The organism is Phycicoccus ginsengisoli, assembly GCF_054779295.1.
The window spans coordinates 404,204-423,065 of sequence record NZ_BAAGYN010000003.1 but is presented as its reverse complement, the minus strand read 5'-3'; the positions used below and the strand labels follow the sequence as shown (position 1 = coordinate 423,065).

Below are 18,862 nucleotides of genomic sequence, written 5' to 3'. Positions count from 1 at the left end.
GCGGCGCTTCCTCCGTGACCCTCGCCCTCTACGCCCGTCGGGCTCGCCTGCGCGTCGTCGACGACCTCGACGCCGCGGTGGCGCGCGACCCGGCGGCCGCCTCGCGGCTCGACCTCGCCCTGAACTCGCCCGGCCTGCACGCCGTCTGGGCCTACCGCCTCGCGCACCGGATGTGGCTACGCGGTGGCGCCTGGAAGCTCGCGGCCCGGCTGCTCATGACGGCGACCCGCTCGGTGACCGGGGTGGAGATCCACCCGGCGGCCGTCATCGGCCGCCGGTTCTTCATCGACCACGGCATGGGGGTGGTGATCGGCGAGACCGCGGAGGTCGGCGACGACGTCATGCTCTACCACGGGGTCACCCTGGGCGGCCGCTCGCTGGAGAAGGTCAAGCGGCACCCGACCGTCGGCTCGCGCGTGACGATCGGGGCAGGGGCCCGCGTCCTCGGGCCGGTCTACATCGGCGATGACGTCCAGATCGGCGCCAACTCCGTGGTGGTCAAGGACGTCCCGTCCGGGGCGATTGCCACCGGCGTGCCGGCGACGATCCGCTTCCCGCAGGGGCGCGAGGACCCCTACGAGGCGATGTTCCGCGACCCGGCGATCTGGATCTGACCTCCGGCACGCCCGTCCACCGCCGCCTCCACCGGGCCGTCCACCGACGCCTCCACCGACCCGTCCGCCGACCCGTCCGCCGACCCGTCCACCGACCCGCGGTCGGGCCGGGACCGCGGCGTCGGCGGCGGCCAGTCGGTGCCGTAGAGGCAGAACGCCCCGGCCCCGGGCTGCTCCGCCACCACGGCGGCCAGCGCGGCCGACGCGGACATCCCTGACGCCAGCCGCCGGTGGTAGCCGGCCATCGCGTCGGCGGCAACCTCGTCGGACACCGGCGCCACGGCCGCGACCACGCTCTGCACCCCGAGGCCGAGCAGCGCGGCGGTGAGGCCCAGCGGCTCGTCCCCCGGTCGGGGGTCCATCCGGCCCACCTCGCAGGCGGAGAGCACCACGTGACGGGGCACCGCCGGGCGCGGCAGCTCGTGGGCGAACACCGGCCCGTCGGCCAGGTGCAGCGAGGAGAACCACGGGCTCTGCGGCTCGTGGGTGCCGTGGGCCGCGACGTGGACGAGCCCGTCGGCGGCCAGGGCGGCGCGCACGTCCGCGCTGGTCGCCTGGCGGACCAGCCCGGCGGGCACCCCGGCCGAGCGCCAGTGCTCGGCGACCTGCTCGGCCTCCAGGTCGGCCCGCCGCAGCCGTGGCCCGGAGAGGGCCGTGACGGTGAGGCTCCTGGTGGCCGGCCGGTCCTCGCGCAGCAGGGGGGCGGACCACCGGGTCACCGACGGCGCCACCGTGACGGGCCGCCCCGAGAAGCCGGGCAGCATGCCCCACGGCACGGACCGCAGCGTGAGTCCCGGCACGACGACGACAGGGGCGTCCGTCAGCGGGAGGGCGTCGAGCAGGGCCGCGCCGAGCGCGCCGAGCGACTCCTGCACGGCCCGCCCGACGGCGGCGTGCAGGGCGGGGTTGGGGCCGGCGAACGCGTGGGCCCGCAGGTCCCGGGAGAGCCGGTCGGCCAGCGCCCCGACCCTCGCCGAGGGTCCGAGGTGGTGCAGCGAGGCGGTCGCGCCCGTGGCCACGAGGGCGTGCTGCTCGCCGTCGTGCGCGAACATCACGAGCAGCTGCCCGCCCCGGTCGCGGAGCAGCCCGCGCACCGTCCGGTATGCCGTGGGCCGGTCGTCGCCGCGCCCGTCGCCGTGCGCGTCGCCGCGCTCGGCGGTCGCCCAGTCGAGCTGGCTGACCTGCCACTCCAGGGCGGCGGCCCGCGACCGCGAACCGGCCGGGTCGCTGCCGTCGACCGGGTCCGCCGCGTCGCGGCGGGCCTGGCGCAGCTCGGCGAGCAGCTGGCCCACCCGGGCGTCGGCCGGTGCGGTGACGGGCGCGAGGCGGTGCGACACCGCGCGCCAGCGCTCGACCGAGTCGAACACGCGGCTGACCGAGCCGTCGGCCAGGGCGTCGGTGACGTCGAAGTCGGCCAGCCGCTGGCCGTGCAGGGCCAGCGCGGAGCGGATCTCCATGCTCTGGGTGGGGGCGACCCGGTCGGTGAGCCGGCGCAGGGCGCCCTGCACGGTGCGCCGGGCGCGGGTGCGGTCGCCCTGGGCCGCTGCCACCCGGGCGACGAGCAGCCGCTCGTGCATGTCGGCGGCGAGCCCCTGCCGAGCCGGGGCGGCCAGCCGTGCCGCCGCCCGGGTGGCCCCCGCCACGTCCCCCCGGGTCAGCAGGGCCTCCACCTCGACGCGGGTGGCGAGCCGCTCGTCCGGCAGGACCGGCCGGGCCACCTCCCGCCAGGGTCCGAGCACGCGGTCCAGCCCCCGGGGCGCCACGCCCTCGGCGAGGGCGACCGAGGACCGCAGCAGCGCGGCATACCGCTGCCGCTCGCGGGCCCCGCGGGCGCGGTAGGCCGTGACCGCGGCGTCGAGGTGGGTGCGGGCGGCCGCAGGCTCGCCCCTCAGGACTGCGCAGATGGCGAGGTCGAGCCGCAGGTCTGCCTCCTCGAGCCGGTGCCCCTCGGACCGGGCCGCGCCGAGGGCGCGGGTGAGGGTCTCGCGGGCCTGGTCGAGCAGGCCCGCTTCGAGCAGGACGAGGGCGAGGTCGTGCTGCGCCCGGACCCGCCCGACGGGCGCCTCCATGGCGTCGGCCTCGCGCATCAGCGTGATCGCCTCGGGCAGCCGGCCGGCGTAGTAGGCGAGGCACCCGAGGTTGTGCCGTGCCTTGAACTCCTGCTCGGGGATCCCCTCGGCGACGGCGGTCGCCAGGGCCTGCTCGAGCTCCGCGCGGGCCGGCTCGAGCTCGAGGAGGGACAGGTGGGCGAGGCCGCCGTTGAGCAGCGCCGACACCTGCTCGCGCGGCGTGAGCAGCTCGGTGGGGCGCTCGAGCCCGGCAAGGGCGGTGAGGGCCCCCCGCCAGTCCTGGCAGGCCACCTGGACGACAGCCTCCTGCACGCAGGTCAGGGCGAGCAGCCTCGGCGACGTGGTGGACCCGCGCACCTCCGCCAGCATCGCCAGGGCCGGGTCGCGACCGCGCAGGGCCACCGTCGACCAGGCGAGGGTGATGAGGGCTCGGCCCCGCGCGACCTCGCGGTCCGCCCCGGTGAGGGTGTCCGCGACGCGCAGGGCACGGCGCAGGCAGCGCTCCGCCTCGCGGAAGCGGCCCAGTGTGTTGAGGTGGCGGCCCTGGTCCAGCAGCTGCTGCACCCGGGGATCGACTACCTCGATGGCATCTCCTAGACCTCGATCGCCGGAGTGATGACCGGCTTGCCGGTCGGTTCGTCGAGGCGGCGCATCACGAGGTGCACGAGCCCCCGCTCGACCGAGGCGAAGGTGAACCGCCCGGCCTCGTCGGTGGTGGTCTCCTGCGTGCCCGAGCGCTCGCGCAGCTCGACGGCAGTCGGGCCGGTCGTCACCCACCCGCTGATCCGGGCGCTGGTGCCGTCGACCACCTCGATGGTGATCATGGCGCTGAGCCGGTCGCTGGAGAACGTGATGGTGCCCGCCCGGTCGTAGGCCGTCGTGCGCACCCCGGCGAGCTCGGCCGTCGTGGTCGTGATCTCGGCGACCTCGGCCTCGAGCGCTGCGACGCTCATCGCGAACTTGGCCCGGTCGGCGAGGCCGCTCGGCACCGGGTCGCTCGCCTGCCACAGTGTGCGGAGCGTGGCGAGCGCGTGCAGGTCGAGGTCGTCGAGGAGCTCGTCCTCGCCCTCGACGGGCCCGGTCACCGCGTCCCGGTCGGGTCCGGAAGTCATGACGCCGCCCATCCCGGGTCGCCCACGAGGGCTCTCCGCAGCTTCGCCAGGCACCGGCCGCGCGTCGGGCCGATGCTGCCGACCGGCATCCCCAGCGCCTGCGCCACCTGGGCGTAGTCCGGGCGCTCGGCCAGCGCGATGACCCGCAGCAGCGCCTGGCACCGCTCGGGCAGGTCGGTGAAGTGCCGCCACAGCAGGCCCTGCTCCTGGCTGCGCAGCACCACCTCGACGGTCTCGTCGGCGTGCGCCGACGGTGTCCCCACCGCGTCGGTCAGGTCTTCGCGGACGTCCTCGCGCCGTGACCTGCGGGCGCTGGCCCAGGCCTCGCGCCGGGTGGTCGTGATCAGCCACTTCAGCACGCCGGCCGGCTCGGTGATCGAGGGCGCGTGCTGGAGCAGCTGCAGCCAGGTGTTCTGCACGACGTCCTCGGCCTGGGCGGCCCCGAGGCCCTGGGCCCGCGCCGTGTGCCACAGCAGCGTCGTGAGCGCGTCGACCAGCGTGCCCATCGCGTCCTGGTCCCCGTCGCGGTATGCCGTGAACGCCGCCGCGGCCTCCTCGGCGAGGCTGCGGGTGCCGCCTTCTGCCTGCATCACCGGCTCCCCCCGTCCTTCTCGTCCTGCTCGGCGAGGGCCCGGGCGAGCGCCTCGGCGACCTGCTTCAAGCGTTCCTGCGGGTCGGGGGCGGCCACCTCGCCGGCCGAGCGTGCGGCGGCCAGGTGGGCCGCGACCTCGCCGGCGAGGGCGGGCGCGGCGAAGGACGTCCCGCTCCAGAGCCCGAAGCCACCGCAGTAGAGGTCGGGCTTGGACGCACCGCGGGGCGGGTTCGGCGAGGGGTGGTGGTACAGCGTGCCCCGCAGGCTCCCGTCGAAGGTGACCGGCATGGTGCTCACGACGGCCGTGCCGCGGCGGTAGGCCCGCACCCACGCCCCGGTGTTGGAGAAGACCGCCACCGTCCGCCCGTCGGGGTTCTGCGCCCCGACGCTCGTCAGCGGGACGTCGAAGTCGTCGGCCAGCGCGAACGCTGCGGGGTAGAAGGGGTGGTCGGTGCCGCCGTTGCCGGCCGCGGCCGTGATCGCGACCCCGGTCGCGGCGAGGGCGCGCAGGACGGACACGAAGGCCGGCTCGTCGTCGAAGGCGCCCGGCGTCTCGTGGTAGTAGCCCAGCGAGAGCGACAGGACGTCGACGGCCGGCCCCTCGTGCCGGCCCCGGTGGACCAGCAGCTGACGGATCCAGAGCAGCTGGAGCGTCTCGACGAGGAAGGCCTCGTCCGCGACGCCGTCGCCGTACATCACCGGCACGACCAGCAGCGTCGCCTCCGGGCAGTGCTGGCGGACGACGCCCGCGATGAACGTGCCGTGGCCCGCGCACCGGTCGAGCACGCCGTTGACCCGGTCCAGGGTGCAGCCCGTGAGCTCCGGGTCGTCCTCGGGCGTGAAGCGCAGTCCGATGGGCAGGCCGCCGACCTCCACGTCCCGGACCACACCGTGCTCGAACCACGGGTGCTCGCCGATGCCGGTGTCGAGCAGGGCCACGACGGGTCCCTCCTTGACGTCTGCGGGTCGCGGGTCGGGGGCGGACCACACCACCGGCCGCCGGGCGGAGGGGCCGCCGCCGGGGAGCTGGACGCCGTCGCCGTACCCGACGCCGTCGCCGTACCCCACACCGTCGCCGTAGCCAACCCCGTCGCCATACCCGACGCCGTCGCCGTACCCGACCCCGTCCCCGTAGCCCACCCCGTCGCCGTACCCGGAGGCGGTCATGACGTGGCTGAGGGTGACCCCCCGGGCGGCGGACGGGTCCTCGGCCCGCAGGGTCTGCAGGATGAGCCAGGCGTCCGGGGCCTCGACGGGGCGGTCGGGCAGCGGCCGGAACTCGACGACCGTCACGGCTGCCGCGTCCACCTCGGCACCGAGCTCGTACTGGTCGAGCAGCCCGGCGAGCCGCTCGTTGTCCCGCGGGATCGCGACGTACCCGAGGCGCTCGGCGATCTGCGACAGGACACGGATGGGCCCGTCGGCCGAGCGCGTCTGCAGCCCCGGGACGATCAGCCGGTTGCCGCTGTAGATCGTGGGGCTGAGGGCGTCGTCGCCGTCGAGCCGCACTGCCTTGGCCGGGTCGAGGACGCGGACGTCGAGCCGTCGCTCGGCCGAGCGGGGAACAGCCACGCGCGGGATCCGCCCTGGGCCTCCCTGCGGGGGTGGGACGTCTGCGGTCATCGGTTCTCCTGGCTCGGCGCGGACCGCGCTGGTGCATCGGTCAGCGTAGTGAGGTTGGCGTCACCTGACAGGAGAACCGGCGAGGTCCGGGTGATACGTCCGAGGACCGGGTGGTACGTCCGCGCCGCCCACCGAACCTTCTTCTCGAGCGGAGGTATCAGGGGCCGGACCGGGTGCTCCTTCCACCGTCAGCCTGGTCGGGGGACGAGGTAGTGGTGACACAGGAAGGACGCCCGGGATGTCGTGCAGGGGCATGAAGGTTCCGGGTGGTCGTCCGACGCTGGAGCGGTGGCAACAGGGGTGCCACTGGTCCCGGCGGCCGGCGTTGGGAACACGTCGCTGCCACGCCCCTCGGGGCACGTCGTCGGGCGGGTTCGGTCGTGGAAGGTGCTGGTCGGGGGTTCCCAGCACGCGCCCGGTCGGACCCGCCCGGCGGCGCCGCTGAACGGCAGGACGTGCGGTCGGGGGGCCGCGCGGTGAGGGGACACGGGAGCGGCGCGGCCACAGGGGTGGCCGCGCCGCTCTCGTCTGTCGTGGTGTCCCCACTTGTTGCCACGTGGTGGTCACCGACGGCGCCTGAGGCCGCCTCCGTGACCACCTGCTGGCAACAAGTGGGGGGCGTGGTGGTGCCCCGGGGCTAGGGGAGCTTGCCGGGACCGGGGCCGAAGCCCGTGGTGTCGGCGTGCAGCCGGCCGTCGGTGCCGCGGTGCAGCGTCTCCGGCAGGTGCTCGCCCGTCACGCGCTCGCGCGCGGCCGAGCCGGCGGTCTTCGCCGCGTCGCCGACCTTGGCCGCGACGACCGGTGCCTGCTCCTTGACCGTCTGCACCACGGTGTCGACCTTGGACTGGACGGGCTCGCTGGACCACACCTGCGTGGCCCGGCCCTTGATCTGCTGGTAGCGCTTCTGGCCGGCCTTGGCGCCGAGCACGTAGCCCGCCGCGAGACCAGCGATGAACGACAGCTTTGCCATGGTTCGACCTCCTTGAGGGGATCCGTCGACCCTAACAAGGGCGCTGGTCAGGGGCTCGTCGAGCGGTCCCCGGGGGCCGGTGGGCGGTCGTGGGACGGCCCCGCCGCCGGGTGCGGCGGGAGGCCCCCCGCCGCACCCGGCGCGGTCGGGGAGAGCCCCCGGGCCAGCTGCACGGTGCCGAGGGTGAGGACCACCACGCAGAGCAGGTATGCCGCGAGGTGCCCCGGCGACACCGGCAGCCGCTCGTGCAGGAGGGCGGCAGCCAGGACGACCGCCACGACCGGTGCGGCGACCTCGCTGGCGGGGAAGCTGGCACCGAGAGCCCCGACCTGGAAGGAGACCTGGGTCAGGACGAGGGCGGCCGCGCCGGCGAGGACGAGCGCGAGCAGGGGCACCCAGCCGTCGGGCTGGGCGAGGCCGGACGGCCCCAGCCGCTGCCACCGGCCGGCGACCGCGTCGAGCAGGACGCCGACGAGGCCGAATCCCGCACCCGCGACCCCGCCGTAGACGGCGGCCCGGACCGTGGAGGAGCCCCGGCGGACCGCGAGCAGCAGCGCGCCGCCCGCGACCATGGCGGCGCCGAGCGCCCACGCGGCCTCGGTGGCGGGCAGGGGTGAGGCATGCCCGGGGTCGCCGACGAGCGCGAAGAACGCGGCCAGGGCGGCGAGGATCCCGGCGCACGCGGCATAGTCGCGCCAGCCGGGGGCAGGACCGCCCAGCAGCCGGCCCACGGGCAGGGCGACGGGGACGGCGAGCACGAGCAGCGGCTGCACGACGAGGACCGGCCCCGTCGCGAGGGCGACCACCTGCAGGACCAGGCCCACGGTGTCCCCACCGACCGAGGCCAGCCAGCGTGGGTCGCGCAGGAGCCGGACCACGCCACGGGCATCCGCCTTGCCGGTGCCCCGGTGGGCCGCCCGGTGCTGGACCGCGGTCGACGTGCCGTACGCGACCGCGGACAGGACTGCGCAGGGCAGGGCGACGGCCAAGGACACGGTGCGACGCTACCCGCCCTGCGGTGCCGCCTCCGCGACAACCGGCAGGACCCCGGCCGCGGGCGGTCCACGTCGGGGGACGCGGACGGCCTCAGGGCGACGGCCTCACGGGTTGCACGAGGGGCACTGGGACGGCTCCGCGCTGGTGGCTCCTGTGGGCCTGCCCTGCGCGTGGTGGCAGTGGGGGCACCGGTCGACGACCTCGGTGCGAACGTCGGTGGGGGTCCCGCACGAGCGGCACGGTGCGCTGCCCACCCGCTCCTCCGGGCCGAACCCGGGTCGGTGGCACGAGGGGCAGTCCGTGTGCAGCCGCAGCAGCAGGTCGAGGGCGGCCTCGCGCATGACCCGGTGGCGCGGGGGGCAGACGTGCGAGCGCAGGTCGGTCTCGACGAGCGCCCGGGGCGCCGCGGCCAGCGCCCGCGCCACGGCGGCCCGCAGCGACGGCTCGTCGGCGATCCCCTTGGTGATCGCCGAGGGTCCGCCGCGGTGGCCCCAGCCGCCCTGGTGGTCCGGGTCTTCGTGGTGGTCCGGGGCGCCCTGGTGGTCCGAGCTGCGCTGGTGGTCCGAGCTGCGCTGGTGGTCCGGACCGTCGGGCCGGTCCTCCCCCGCGCGCCCGAGGGGTTCCGGCCGGACCGTGAGCCGGTGCGACGCCAGGTCGACGTCGGCAGCGAGGACGCCCGGGTCGTCGCCGGGTGCGAGCGTCCAGCTCCGCACCCACGGGGCGTACCCGCCCGCCCGCCCGACCACGACCAGCCCCGACTCCTCGTCGACCCAGGCGACGACCTCGCGCTGGACGACGGCTCCGGTCGCCGGGTCGGGCGCGAAGCTGCCCTCGGACGCGATGTTGAGGGCCAGGCCGCTCGTGGCCGCCCCCATCCGCGCCTTGGCCACGGCCGTCTCCATGAGGCCGGCCGTCCTGGGGACGTCGCCGGTGAAGGTGCCGAGCCGGTCGGTCTCGACCCGGACCTCCACCAGGGGCAGCCCGGCCGTGGCGAACACGTCGCCGAGCACGGACGCCTTCCCGTGGGCGGTGGCAAGTGCCACGGGGCGCCCGGAGTAGAGGACCCGAGGGAGGGGCGGGGTGGGCGGGGCCGTCAGGGTGGCGGCGCCGCGCTCGACGTGGGGGACTGCGGTGGTGCTCATGAGGACTCCTGGGTGGTGGAGGTGCGGATGCGCCGGTTGGATGCCGGCGTGGGGGCGTCGGTGACTTCGGGTGCCGGGGGCCCGGCCGGTGTCGTGGAGGGGGTCCGGGACGGGCCGGCCGGTGTCGTGGAGGCGGTCCGGGACGGGCCGGCCGGTGAGTGCGGTGCCGGGGTGCTCCGTCCGGTGGTGCGGTGTCGCCACTGCAGGTCCGGGCCGAGGGCGAGGTACCGGCCCTCGGGGGTCGCCACCAGGAGGGTGATCCAGTCGTTGGCCACGAGCCGGCGCAGCTCCTGGTGCCGCTCCACGATCGCTGCCACCGCCTGTGGCGGGGCCGCGACGACGACCGTCAGGCGCACGGGCTCGTGCACCAGGTCCCGGACCGGGTCGTGCGCCGGCCCCGCGTCCGCGGGCTCGCTGCGGGAGAGGGTCTGCCAGGGGAGCCCGGTGCGCAGGTCCCCGCGGGCGCCGGTGAGGACCCCGACGTCGCCGACCACGTTGTGGGTCGTCTTGTCCCCGGCGCCGTACAGGTGCGGCGCAGCGGTCGAGAAGTAGTACTGCGCGTTGATCCACTGGGCGACCACCAGCGGTGCGGTGAGCAGCTGCTCGAGCACGGTGCGCTCGGGGTCGACGCGCTCGTCGTAGGAGTGGAGGAACACGCGCCCGTCGAGGCCGGCCCCCCGGGTGAGGGAGCGGGGGCCGATCACCAGCGCGGCGTTCCCGGCCAGACCCCACTCCGGTGCGGGTTCGGACCAGTCGGCGGCCCGCGCCGGGAGGGCCCCCGGCGTCTCCCCACGACGACGGCGCGGCAGCGTGCGCAGCCGTTCGTGCGCCGCCCGCGCCCCGGCCACCTCGAGGTCGCGCACGAGCTCGGGGTCCTCGACCGGGCCGAGCAGCTCCACCCGGTCGGTGGTCGTGTCGTGCAGGGCCGCCACCGCCACCGTGTCGTCGGGCAGGTGGACCCCGCGGAGCGCCAGCTCGGCCCGGACCTCGGGCTCGTTGAGCACCTGCGCCAGGAGGACCGCGTTCACCACGCCGGGGTGGCCCCCGCAGGCCCCGCAGTCGTAGGCCGCCGCGAAGGCGTTGTTCTCGACGGTGGCCCCGTGCCCGCAGACGAGCAGGACGGGTGCGAAGTCCGAGACCAGCCCGACGGCCAGGAGGGCGCCGTGGGCCAGGTCGGCCCGCTCGTGCAGGGTCAGGTCGGTGGCGAGGGGGGAGTGCCGCAGCTCTCGCGCGACGGCCCGGGCCCCGTGCGCCGTGCTCGTCCGGACGGCCCTGCGCGTCACCGCCGGCCGCAACGTCGAGGCGAGGCTGGTCGCCCCGGAGAGGAAGCCGCCGCCCTCCGCCACGGCGAGCGCGGCGATGGGGTGCCGGCTGACGGACGTCGCCGTCCGGTGCACGGCCTCGCGCAGCCGCAGGGTCCGGGTGCCCACGCCGGCGACGTGGTCCGGCTGCAGCAGGATCGGGCAGAGGTCCTCGACGTTGCCGTCGGCGTCGGTGAGCCGGACGGCACCGCCGAAGAAGCCCGCGACCCCGAAGGTCTCGTGGCGCCCGATGGACTCCAGGTGGCGGCGGATGCGCTCGGACCGCACGTCGATGCACCACAACGACTGGCTGGCCGGGCGGGAGGGGGTCGCTCCGGTGCGCGCCGCCCCGAGCGGGCGGGCGTGGTCGATGGTGTCGAGGAGCCAGTCCTGCACTCCCGCCTCGAGGGCACGCTGCCACGCCATGCCCAGGGCCAGCTCCCGCGCCCTGACCGCCCCGGCGAGCCGGTCGGCGTCCGCCACCCGGGCCGGGGCCCGGACCGCCCCACGGGCGGCACCGTCCCAGCGGGGGTCGTCCTGCGCGGTCGCCGCCTCCCAGCAGAAGAGGACGTCGTGCGCCAGGCGCAGCGCGAGCAGCTCGAGCAGTGGCGTGGTCCGGCCCGTCTCACGACAGCGCCACATCGCGTGGGCGGTCCAGCCGGGGCCATCCGTGGCCGTGGCCCGCAGGTGGTCCTCCAGCGCCGGCTCGTCGATCCCGAGCACGGTCGCGAGGGCCAGGATGGCGGCCGCGGGGTCCTCCGGCAGTGACCGCACCCAGGCGGAGGCGCCCCGGATCCCGGTCACGCGGTCGTAGCCCCGCTGCGCGGCCGCGGTGCGCCATAGCGCGTAGGGCCCGTCCGGCCGCCGCGCTCCGCGAGGTGCGGTCGCGCCCACCGGGCCAGCACTGTCGGACCAGGCGAGCTGGGTCCACACGCCCTCGTGCTCGAGGGCGAGCTGCGCCCGACGCGGCGACCCGGTGGCGAGGACCTCACGCAGGCGCCGGTGCTGTCGCGGGACCGCCCCGGCCTTGGGCCGGGCGAGCAGCTGTCGCGTCTCGGCCACCAGGGCCGCGGCGGTCGGCGGCAGGTCGGGGTGGTCCTGAAGGGCGCGGTCGAGGTGCGCCTCGGTGATGCGTCCTGACTCGTGCAGGGCGACGTAGCGTCCCAGCGCCGGGAGGACCCGGCTGCCGTGGGCCTGCTCGGCGGCCGCCACCGCGTCCGCGAACGGCACGGACTCCAGGGCCGAGAGCGGGTTCGCCGCGACCATCGCCCCCACCGGCCAGGCAGGCCCGGTCGTCGCGGCAGCCCTGCCGGCGGCCGCCTCGAGCCGGGACCGGTCGAGGCCGGTCGGCTCCACGGTGACCGCTCGCCGGGTCGCCGAGAGGAGGAGGTCCGGGACGGTTCCGCGCGGCGTGCGGCCGGGGCTGAGGGACAGCGGGAGCAACCGCAGGGCGAGGGGGCTCGCCACGGACCGCGCCAGTGCGCTGCGGCCCCGTACCAGCACCAGGCCCGCTGCCGCGCAGGCGCCGGTCAGCACGGCGGCGGCGACGGGGCCCCAGACGGGCGGCGCCGCCAGGGCGGCCGACACCAGGACCTCCCACCCCCGCAGGAGCCACGTGTATGCCACGCCGGCCGCCCCGGCGAGGGCCACCACCCCGAGCACCACCGGCAGGGAGGCGCGCTGCTGGCCGGCCGCGGCCCACCCGGCCAGGGCGACGGCGGTCGCCGCGACCAGGAGCGGCACGACTGCCGTCGGTCCCGAGGAGGACAGCACCCCCGCTGCCGCCGGTGCACCGGCGGCGCCCAGGAGTGCGACCGCGCCGAGCGCGCCCGCCAACCGAGGGAGGGGACGGCGGCTGGTCGCCCACCGGTGACGGTGCCGTTCGGGCGATCCGCCGGCCCGCAGGAACAGCCAGGACTTGTAGCACCCGTGGGCGATGAGGTGCATGAACGCCATACCGGGCAGTCCCAGCCCGAGCTGCACGACCATGTAGCCCATCTGGGTGGTCGTCGACCAGGCGAGGCGACCCTTGACGTCGCGGCGCACGGTGCCGGCCCACGCGCCGACCACCACGGTGAGGAGGCCGGCACCCAGGAGGCAGGCCAGGACGGCGGGGCTGGCGGCGAAGACGGGCCACGCGGCGACACCCAACAGGCCGGCGCCGTTGACCACGCCGGCGTGCAGGAGGGCCGACACCGGCGACGGTGCCTCGGCCGTCTCCGGGAGCCAGCGGTGGGCCGGCACCAGCCCGCTGCGCGCGAGGCAGGCCACGGCGAGCAGGGCCGCGACCACGGTCGCCTGCCACCCCGTCGTGGGCGTGGCCAGCGAACCGCGCTGCGTGGTCGGGAACCACCAGGCCCACAGCCCCACCCCGGCCCACAGGGCCGCATCACCCACGAGCAGCCACCGGCGCATGCCGGCCGCGGCGGTGCCCGCACGCGGCGTACCGGCCCGGGCGATGAGGACGGTCACGAGCAGGCCGCTGGTAGTCCAGCCTGCGGCGAAGCCGATGATGCTGGCGCTCGCCGCCATGACCCCCAGGCTGAGCAGCACGGCAATGAGCAGGATCCCGACGTCCCGGCCCCGGCCTCGCCCCCGCAGGTTGACGGCGCAGAACCGGGCGACCAGCCAGGTCAGCACCCCCACGAACACCAGCAGCAGGCTGGCCGTGACGTCGAGGCGCCATGGCCACGCCGCCCCCTCCACGGGCCCCAACGCCCCGGACCAGGGGCGCCCGGCGGTGGCGGGGCCCAGGGCGGCCAGGCCGAGGGCCGCGGCGAGCAGAGCGAGGAGGCGGGGCGGTGTCGACCAGGACCAGGACATGCGCTGAATCATGCATGCATTGCAATGCATGCGTCAAACTGCAGGTGTCGGCGCGCCGACGCCTGTGCCGTAGCGGGCCGGCGGCGTGCGCGGGTCGGCCCCCTTCGCCGCGACCTCGGGCTATCGTGGGGCTGGTGGACGCGGCAGGGGATCGTCAGTGGACCTTTCTGAGCAACCACGGCCACGTGCTGGTGGCCATCAGCAAGTCCCCGGAGGCGCGGGTCCGCGACCTGGCGGCCGAGGTGGGGATCGGGGAGCGGGCGACGCTGTCGATCCTCAGCGACCTGGAGACCGCCGGGTACATCAGCAAGGAGCGGGTCGGGCGTCGCAACACCTACCGCCTCGACCCGGAGATGCGGCTGCGCCACCCCGCCGAGTCGACCGTCCGGGTCGCTGCCCTGCTGTCGATCTTCGAGAACCACTGACGACTCGGTCGCAGGGTCGGCGGGTTTGCATCCCCGCGTTCCGCGCTCCCAGGGGCGGCAGGGCGCTCGCCGCAGTGGTGGCCGTGGACCGGAAGCTGAGGGGCGGAGTCGGCGGATAGGCTGGGCGCGGCGACTGGTCCTCGCGGTGCCGCAGCCCCGTCGGGGCGGTGGCGCGCCGGCCGGCCGCCACGTCGGGTCGGCCCGGAACGCGCGGGACGGCTCGAGGGAGGGCTCGCATAGTGGCCTAGTGCGGCGGTCTTGAAAACCGCTATGGCGGCAACGTCATCGTGGGTTCGAATCCCACGCCCTCCGCGCGCAGGGTTCGGGCGGGCCGAGGGACGAGGCCCGTCCGGTTCCTGCGCATGAAGCATGCGGGATTCGGGAGGAGCGGCGAGGAACGAGCCGCGACGGTTCCCACGCCCTCCGCCAGGCCCCGTTCGGGCGCGGAGCGCCACGCACTCCGCGGGGCGATTCGTGCCGGAATCGTCACGAGTCGCCCTCGCGGTCGGGTCGCGAGGGCCGTTGGCGGCAGAACCGTCAGGAATGGGCCGGCGGAGGGACCGTCCTCAGGCGCACATCCGCCCGTTTCCGTGCGTTCGGGGTCGCATCGGTACAACAATTGAGGGAGTCGTCCCCTCCGGGCGCCCTCTAGCGTTGACGATTGGGGAACACAGTCGTCCGCCTTCGCGTGGATGGCTAACACAGTCGTCCACCTTCGGGTGGATGGCCGAAGGCCGGGCAACCCTGCAGCCCGGCCTTCGTGCCGTCTGCAGCCGAGTGGTTCCCCACCCCGCCTGACTGCCCGACCCGCCTGACTGCCCGACCCGCAAGACCCGCTCGACCGCAAGACCCGGCCCACCGCCAGACCCGCACGACCGCCCGACCGCGGCGTGGCCCGGTCTCGCCGGGACCTCGCGTCAGCGTCCGCCGCCCCAACCCCCGGAGCGCGCGGCCGCGGCCAGGGCGTCGGCCAGCTCCTCCACGCCGCCCGCGACCAGTCCCACGGTGACCCGCACGTGTCCCGGGTCGCCGCCGGCGCCCACCCGGAAGGGCCGTCCCGGGGCGACGCCGATGCCCTGGCTGGCCAGCCGGACCACCGCCGCGGTCTCGTCGCGGACCGGCACCCAGAGATTGAGCCCTTCGACCCCGCCCACCTCGACCCCGCGCTCACGCAGCGCCGCCACCAGCGAGGCCCGCCGCTCGGCATACGCGCTCGACGCCCGCGCCACCTCCTCGCCGGCACCGGTGAGCAGTCGCACGAGCACCTGCTGGAGCAGCCGGCTGGACCACCCCTGCCCGAGCTGGCGGCGCGCCGCCACGGCGCGGTGCACCTCCGGCGGCGCGCTCATCGCCGCGAGCCGCAGGTCGGGCCCGTAGGCCTTGGAGAACGAGCGCACGTGGACGGTGTGCGAGGCGCGCCACCGCCCCAGGCTGACCAGCGGCGCGGTGCACAGTCCGTATGCCGAGTCGTCCTCGACCACGAGCGCGTCGTGGCTCTCGAGCAGGCCGGCGAGCGCCCGCGCCCGGCGCTGGCTCGTGGCGACACCGGTGGGGTTCTGCGCCCGCGGCTGGAGGAAGACGGCACGGACCCCCTCGCGCAGCGCCCCGTCGAGCCCTTCGGGGTCCAGGCCCTCGTCGTCGACGGGGACGCCGACGACCTGTGCGCCGACGGACTCCAGCAGGTCGAGCAGCGGCGGGAAGCCGGGGTCCTCCACGACGACCCGGTCGCCGAAGCGCAGCGTGGTGCGCACGACCAGGTCGATGGCGTCCATGGCGCCGTCGGCGACGGTGAGCTCGGCCGCCTCGTAGGGCCAGTCGGTCCGGAGCAGGTCGGCGAGGTCCGGCAGCACCGGGTCGTCGAGGTAGCTGCCGGTCGCCGGTGCGGCCGGCAGGCTGCGCAGGGCTGCGCCGAGGTCGGGCAGTAGCTCGGGGTCCGGGACGCCGGTCGACAGGTCGAGGGCGAAGGCCGTGCGCCGGTCGAGCGCCGTCCGGTACCGGCCCCCGGCGCCGGGGACCCCCTGGTCGAGCACCCGGGTGCCCCGCCTCCCGTCCGTGGCCACGGTGCCGGAGCGGGTCAGCAGCCCCCAGGCGGCACTGACGGTCGTGGGCGACATGGCCAGCTGGGTCGCCACGACGCGGATGGGTGGGAGCCGGTCGCCGGGGCGGAGCACGCCGTCGCGGACGGCTGCCGAGACGGCGTGGGCCAGCCCCCTGCCGGTGGGCTCCTCGAGGCGCTCCTCGAGGGCGGACAGGATCGCGGTCACGGTTTGTACCGTAGCAATCCCCGTATTGTGTGACCAGCGACTGGTTCGTATCGTGGGCGTCATGACCACGCGCATCCCCCACTGGGTCGACGGCCGCCGCCACGAGGGCACCTCCGGCCGGACCTCCCCCGTGTACAACCCGGCCACCGGCGAGACGACCGGCGAGGTCGACCTGGCCTCGGTGGAGGAGGTCGGCGCCGCGGTGGCCAGCGCCCGCGCCGCCGCCCTCGAGTGGCGGCACGCGTCGCTGTCGCAGCGCTCGGCCGTGCTGTTCGCGATGCGCGAGCTGCTGCACTCCCGCACCGACGAGCTCGCCCGGATCATCACGGCCGAGCACGGCAAGGTCGTCTCCGACGCCGCCGGCGAGATCGCACGCGGGCTCGAGAACGTCGAGTTCGCCACGGGGGTGCCGAACCTGCTCAAGGGTGGCCACAGCGAGCAGGCGTCGACCGGCGTCGACGTGTACTCGATCCGCCAGCCGCTCGGGGTCGTCGCCGGGATCACGCCGTTCAACTTCCCCGCGATGGTGCCGCTGTGGATGTGCGCCAACGCGATCGCGTGCGGCAACGCCTTCATCCTCAAGCCCAGCGAGAAGGACCCCTCGGCCGCCCTCTTCCTCGCCGAGCTGTGGAAGGAGGCCGGGCTGCCCGACGGCGTCTTCACCGTGGTCCAGGGAGACAAGCTCGCCGTCGACGCCCTGCTCGACCACCCCGACGTGGCGGCCGTCAGCTTCGTCGGCTCGACGCCCATCGCGAAGTACATCTACGAGCGCGGGACCGCCAACGGCAAGCGGGTGCAGGCCCTCGGTGGCGCGAAGAACCACGCGCTCGTCCTGCCCGACGCCGACGTCGACATGGCCGCCGACGCGGTGGTCTCGGCGGCCTACGGCGCGGCCGGCGAGCGGTGCATGGCGCTGTCCGTCGCCGTCGCGGTCGGCGACGTCGCGCAGCCGCTCGTCGACGCCATCGCGGCGCGGCTGCCCAAGCTGACCGTGGGCGACGGCGCCGACCCCGACACCGACATGGGGCCGCTCATCACCGCCGAGCACCGCGACAAGGTCGCCGGCTACGTCGACGCCGGCGAGGCCGCGGGGGCCTCGGTCGTCGTGGACGGCCGGACCGGCGAGCACCCGCAGGAGGGCTTCTTCCTCGGCACCACCCTGCTCGACCACGTGCAGCCCGAGATGACGGTCTACACCGACGAGATCTTCGGGCCGGTGCTGTCCGTGGTGCGGGTCGACACCTACGATGAGGGCCTGGAGCTCATCAACTCCAACCAGTACGCCAACGGCACGGCCATCTTCACCCGCGACGGCGGCGCGGCCCGCCGGTTCCAGTACGACGTGCAGGTCGGCATGGTCGGCATCAACGTGCCGATCCCCGTGCCCGTCGCCTACTACTCCTTCGGTGGCTGGAAGGACTCGCTGTTCGGCGACACCCACATGTACGGCCCGGAGGGCGTCAACTTCTACACCCGCGGCAAGGTCGTCACGCAGCGCTGGCCCGACCCGGCGACCTCGTCCGTCGACCTGGGCTTCCCGAGGACCCGCTGATGAGCCTCGACGTCGTCACCACGGCCTCGGAGGAGCGCGTCCGGCGCGACGACCGCGCCCACGTCTTCCACTCCTGGTCGGCGCAGGCGCTGATCGACCCGCTCCCGATCGCGTCGGCGCAGGGGTCGTACTTCACCGACTACTCGGGCAAGCGCTACCTCGACTTCTCCAGCCAGCTCGTCAACGTCAACATCGGCTATCAGCACCCCAAGCTCGTCGCGGCGATCCAGGAGCAGGCGGCCCGGCTCACGACGATCAGCCCGGCCTTCGCCAACGACGCCCGCTCCGAGGCGGCCCGCCTCATCGCGGAGATCGCACCGGGCGACCTGAACCGGGTGTTCTTCACCAACGGCGGTGCGGAGGCGAACGAGAACGCGCTCCGCATGGCCCGCCTGCACACCGGCCGCAACAAGGTGCTCGCGGCCTACCGGAGCTACCACGGCGCGACCGCGGGTTCCATTGCCCTGACCGGGGATCCGCGTCGCTGGCCCTCCGAGCCCGGTATGCCGGGTGTGGTGCGCTACTGGGGTCCCTACCTCTACCGCTCGGGCTTCCACGCGAGCACCGAGGAGGAGGAGTCGCAGCGGGCGCTGCAGCACCTGCGCGACCTGCTCATGGTCGAGGGGCCGCACACGGTGGCCGCGATCATCCTGGAGACGGTGGTCGGCACCAACGGCATCCTCGTGCCGCCGCCGGGGTACCTCGCCGGGGTGCGCGAGATCTGCGACGAGCACGGGATCGTCATGATCGCCGACGAGGTCATGGCCGGGTTCGCCCGGTGCGGCGAGTGGTTCGCCGTGGACCACTGGGGCGTCACGCCTGACCTCATCACCTTCGCCAAGGGTGTCAACAGCGGGTACGTCCCGCTGGGCGGCGTGGTCATCTCCGAGCGTGTGGCGCAGACGTTCGACTCGCGCCCCTTCCCCGGTGGCCTCACGTACTCGGGCCACCCGCTCGCCTGCGCCTCTGCGGTCGCCTCGATCGAGGTCTTCCGCGAGGAGGGCATCGTCGAGCACGCGCGCTCCCTGGGCGCGGACGTCATCGGCCCCGGGCTACGCGAGCTGGCCGAGCGGCACCCGTCGGTCGGTGAGGTCCGCGGCCTCGGCGCGTTCTGGGCGGTCGAGCTCGTGCGCGACCGCACCACCCGGGAGCCGCTCGTGCCGTTCAACGCCGGTGGGGCCGACGCCAAGCCGATGAACGAGTTCGCCGCCGCCTGCAAGGAGCGCGGGCTCTGGCCGTTCACCCACTTCAACCGGACCCACGTCGTCCCGCCGTGCACGACGACGGCGGACGAGGTGCGCGAGGGGTTGGCGATCCTCGACGCGGCGCTCGCCGTGGCGGACTGGCACTACACCGGCGCCGACGCCTGAGCGGGCGGC

The 18,862-nt window shown here is 75.5% G+C and carries 13 protein-coding genes and 1 tRNA gene; 5 read left to right on the top strand and 9 right to left on the bottom strand.

The genetic code is table 11. From position 1 onward, the window contains the following. Window positions 1-14 precede the first annotated feature (14 nt). A complete protein-coding gene (gene cysE, locus ACYVDO_RS07090; RefSeq protein WP_460934160.1) occupies window positions 15-614 on the top strand; it encodes a serine O-acetyltransferase in 600 nt (199 codons plus the stop codon). Here the strand turns inward: cysE and ACYVDO_RS07085 are convergent. From ACYVDO_RS07085 to ACYVDO_RS07050, 8 genes are all read right to left on the bottom strand, one after another. Beyond that, window positions 575-3,247 (bottom strand): CHAT domain-containing protein, encoded by a 2,673-nt coding sequence (locus ACYVDO_RS07085; RefSeq protein WP_460934158.1) that lies wholly within the window; start codon window positions 3,245-3,247, stop codon window positions 575-577. The two genes, cysE and ACYVDO_RS07085, sit on opposite strands and share 40 nt — an antisense overlap. A 29-nt stretch (window positions 3,248-3,276) precedes the next feature. Beyond that, window positions 3,277-3,795, bottom strand: a complete 519-nt coding sequence (locus ACYVDO_RS07080) for a hypothetical protein (protein WP_460934156.1) — start codon at window positions 3,793-3,795, stop codon at window positions 3,277-3,279. Continuing rightward, window positions 3,792-4,385 (bottom strand): RNA polymerase sigma factor, encoded by a 594-nt coding sequence (locus ACYVDO_RS07075; RefSeq protein WP_460934154.1) that lies wholly within the window; start codon window positions 4,383-4,385, stop codon window positions 3,792-3,794. The genes ACYVDO_RS07080 and ACYVDO_RS07075 overlap by 4 nt, the downstream gene beginning before the upstream one ends. Beyond that, complete coding sequence (locus tag ACYVDO_RS07070; RefSeq protein WP_460934152.1) at window positions 4,385-5,959, bottom strand: S8 family serine peptidase; 1,575 nt, start codon at window positions 5,957-5,959, stop codon at window positions 4,385-4,387. Before ACYVDO_RS07070 ends, ACYVDO_RS07075 begins: the two co-directional genes overlap by 1 nt. A 688-nt stretch (window positions 5,960-6,647) precedes the next feature. Next, complete coding sequence (locus ACYVDO_RS07065) at window positions 6,648-6,980, bottom strand: YtxH domain-containing protein (protein ID WP_460934150.1); 333 nt, start codon at window positions 6,978-6,980, stop codon at window positions 6,648-6,650. 47 nt (window positions 6,981-7,027) lie between these two features. Continuing rightward, on the bottom strand, window positions 7,028-7,975 hold the full coding sequence (locus tag ACYVDO_RS07060) for a DMT family transporter (RefSeq protein ID WP_460934148.1): 948 nt from the start codon (window positions 7,973-7,975) through the stop codon (window positions 7,028-7,030). A gap of 105 nt (window positions 7,976-8,080) precedes the next feature. Then, window positions 8,081-9,118, bottom strand: a complete 1,038-nt coding sequence (locus ACYVDO_RS07055) for a DUF6671 family protein (RefSeq protein WP_460934146.1) — start codon at window positions 9,116-9,118, stop codon at window positions 8,081-8,083. Then, the gene (locus ACYVDO_RS07050) at window positions 9,115-13,242 is read right to left on the bottom strand and encodes a putative inorganic carbon transporter subunit DabA (protein ID WP_460934144.1); all 4,128 of its coding nucleotides are present in this window, start codon (window positions 13,240-13,242) and stop codon (window positions 9,115-9,117) included. The genes ACYVDO_RS07055 and ACYVDO_RS07050 overlap by 4 nt, the downstream gene beginning before the upstream one ends. 134 nt (window positions 13,243-13,376) lie before the next feature. On the opposite strand from ACYVDO_RS07050, the gene ACYVDO_RS07045 reads away from it, so the two are divergent. Next, window positions 13,377-13,667, top strand: coding sequence for a helix-turn-helix transcriptional regulator (locus tag ACYVDO_RS07045; protein ID WP_460934142.1), 291 nt, complete (start codon window positions 13,377-13,379; stop codon window positions 13,665-13,667). A gap of 225 nt (window positions 13,668-13,892) precedes the next feature. Then, window positions 13,893-13,979 (top strand) — tRNA-Ser (locus ACYVDO_RS07040). 605 nt (window positions 13,980-14,584) lie between these two features. On the opposite strand, the gene ACYVDO_RS07035 is transcribed toward ACYVDO_RS07040, so the two are convergent. Further along, on the bottom strand, window positions 14,585-15,931 hold the full coding sequence (locus tag ACYVDO_RS07035) for an aminotransferase class I/II-fold pyridoxal phosphate-dependent enzyme (RefSeq protein WP_460934140.1): 1,347 nt from the start codon (window positions 15,929-15,931) through the stop codon (window positions 14,585-14,587). A gap of 61 nt (window positions 15,932-15,992) precedes the next feature. Between ACYVDO_RS07035 and ACYVDO_RS07030 the strand changes: the two genes are divergently transcribed. After that, on the top strand, window positions 15,993-17,483 hold the full coding sequence (locus ACYVDO_RS07030) for a CoA-acylating methylmalonate-semialdehyde dehydrogenase (RefSeq protein WP_460934138.1): 1,491 nt from the start codon (window positions 15,993-15,995) through the stop codon (window positions 17,481-17,483). After that, window positions 17,483-18,853 (top strand): aminotransferase class III-fold pyridoxal phosphate-dependent enzyme, encoded by a 1,371-nt coding sequence (locus ACYVDO_RS07025; protein ID WP_460934136.1) that lies wholly within the window; start codon window positions 17,483-17,485, stop codon window positions 18,851-18,853. The genes ACYVDO_RS07030 and ACYVDO_RS07025 overlap by 1 nt, the downstream gene beginning before the upstream one ends. Window positions 18,854-18,862: the final 9 nt, after the last annotated feature.

Coding starts and splice junctions, on each gene's coding strand:
- ACYVDO_RS07055 (WP_460934146.1), bottom strand. CDS start 9,118: ATGAGCACCACCGCAGTCCCCCACGTCGAGCGCGGCGCCGCCACCCTG.
- ACYVDO_RS07050 (WP_460934144.1), bottom strand. CDS start 13,242: ATGTCCTGGTCCTGGTCGACACCGCCCCGCCTCCTCGCTCTGCTCGCC.
- ACYVDO_RS07075 (WP_460934154.1), bottom strand. CDS start 4,385: ATGCAGGCAGAAGGCGGCACCCGCAGCCTCGCCGAGGAGGCCGCGGCG.
- ACYVDO_RS07065 (WP_460934150.1), bottom strand. CDS start 6,980: ATGGCAAAGCTGTCGTTCATCGCTGGTCTCGCGGCGGGCTACGTGCTC.
- ACYVDO_RS07080 (WP_460934156.1), bottom strand. CDS start 3,795: ATGACTTCCGGACCCGACCGGGACGCGGTGACCGGGCCCGTCGAGGGC.
- ACYVDO_RS07030 (WP_460934138.1), top strand. CDS start 15,993: ATGACCACGCGCATCCCCCACTGGGTCGACGGCCGCCGCCACGAGGGC.
- ACYVDO_RS07025 (WP_460934136.1), top strand. CDS start 17,483: ATGAGCCTCGACGTCGTCACCACGGCCTCGGAGGAGCGCGTCCGGCGC.